We start from the raw sequence: 1990 nt of genomic DNA, 5'->3' as shown, positions 1-1990 counted from the left end.
GTCCGCCGTGCACTCGTACCAGAACGTGTTGGAACTGGACCTGGTTGACCAGGTGGACACCGTGGTGCTCATCGGCCGTCCCACACTGTCCCGCCACGTTGCGAACCTGCTGCGGCGCAAGGACGTGCGTGTGCTGGCCGTGCGGCCCGGGCCGGTTGCGTGGTTCGAGGAAGGGCGCCGCGACGAGGAGGTTGTCAGCTCCTTCCACGAAGTCCTCGACCTTATCGGGCCCGTGCGTGAGGGGTGGTTCGAGACCTGGGAAGCAGCCGGCGTAGCCGCGGGCGATGCCTTACGGACGCAGACGAACTCCTTACCCGCCCTCACCGGCCTGCATGTGGCGCACGCCGTGTGGGATGCATGCGCGGCAGACGGCGCCGTGCTCGTGGCCGGTTCGTCCAACCCGATCCGAGACCTGGACCTGGTCGCCTTACCGGGCGCCCCCGTGGCCGTGGTGGCCAACCGCGGTGTGTCCGGGATCGACGGAACCGTGGCCACCGCCCACGGCGTGGGATTGGGAACGGGACGCCCGGTGCGTGTGTTCCTGGGTGACCTCACGTTCCTGCATGATGCCGGCGGGTTGCTCATGGGCCACGGCGAAGAGGTCCCGGACGTCCAGCTCGTGGTCCTCAACGACAACGGCGGGGGAATCTTCGGGAAACTCGAACACGGTGCCGTGGCCCAGGACGAGCGGTACACCAATACGGTGGAGCGCTTCTTCGGCACCCCGCACCAGGTGTCCCTCCCGGACCTGTGTGCGGCCTACGAGGTCGAGTACAGTCGCGCGGACACCGCCATTGAGTTGGCCGCACTGTTTGCAGCGCCTTTACGGGGTCGCCGCGTCATCGAGGTCCCGATCGACCGCGCCGGTCTGCGGGAGTTCCACCAGGGTATTCGCGAGGCGGCGCAAGATGCGGCCAGGCAGTTCCTGGCCAAGCATCCCGCGGGGGAGTAAACGCGGCAGCGGTGGTTGCCACCGACTCGCTCCGGCAGCAGCGGTCATCGTTGAGCCACTCGTGGCTAGCATGGGTCCATGACTGATCAGCAGACTGTTTCCAGCACGGCACCGCGCACCGCCCTGGTCACCGGGGCCACCCGGGGTATCGGCAGAGCCGTGGCCGAGGACCTCGCCCGTGACCACGTGGTGTTCGTGGGCGGCCGGCGTTCCGATGACGTTGAGCGGGTGCGTTCCGAACTCGAGGGGCTCGGCCCGGGCACTCGGCCGTTCGTCGCCGAACTCACCGACGACGCCGCGGTCGAGGCCGCGTGGGCGCCCCTGGCTCATGAGTTCCCGGGGCTGAACGTGGTGGTGCACTCCGCCGGTATTGCACCCATGGCGCGGGTGGCAGAAACCACTCGTGACCAGTGGCGCGAGATTTTCGAGGTCAATGTCTTCTCGGTGGCCCAACTGACCAAGTTGGTGCTGCCCCAGCTGCGAGCTGCTGGCGGGGACGTGGTGGCCATCAACTCGGGGTCGGGCTTCACCGCCGGGCCGGCGTCGTCCTTGTATTCCGGGACCAAATTTGCCCTGCGAGCCTTCACGGACGCGCTGCGCGAGGAAGAGCGCGAGAACGGCGTGCGGGTGTCGTCGGTGCATCCGGGTCGGGTGGCCACGGACATGCAGGAAGAACTGCATGCCTACCAGGGCAAGGAATATCGCGCCGAGGAATGGATCCAGCCGGCCCAGATCGCAGCTGCCGTGCGCGTTGTTGTCGATGCCGAGCGAACATCGCAGGTGGAGGTCATCACCGTGCGCCCATCGGGCATGCATTAGGTAGCTGTGGATGCAAATTAGCATCCACTCATATGTAGAGACACATTAACACCCCCTGGCGAAACCCTGGGGGTTATCCCCGTGTGGTAAGGCTCACAGTGGTTCAGGATTAAGTTCTAACGCGCAACCATTCCGGAAACGCGCCGGGGGTCCAGGGGCTCTCCGGAAGATCTTTGATCCGAGAGGACCACCACCATGAGCAACACACTCGTTGCCGCG

At 66.1% G+C, this 1990-nt stretch carries 1 protein-coding gene and 1 pseudogene; both read left to right on the top strand.

What is annotated here, in order from left to right:
* A pseudogene (locus Q4E95_RS08270) lies at nt 1–952 on the top strand (2-succinyl-5-enolpyruvyl-6-hydroxy-3-cyclohexene-1-carboxylate synthase); the annotation flags it as partial.
* Between the two features lie 78 nt (nt 953–1030).
* A complete protein-coding gene (locus Q4E95_RS08265; protein WP_303382849.1) occupies nt 1031–1771 on the top strand; it encodes an SDR family oxidoreductase in 741 nt (246 codons plus the stop codon).
* The last annotated feature ends 219 nt before the right edge of the window (nt 1772–1990 follow it).

Source organism: Kocuria sp. (assembly GCF_030536815.1).
GTDB lineage: Bacteria > Actinomycetota > Actinomycetes > Actinomycetales > Micrococcaceae > Kocuria > Kocuria gwangalliensis.
Note: the sequence above shows the minus strand (reverse complement) of the source record. Positions and strands in the feature narration are given on the sequence as shown.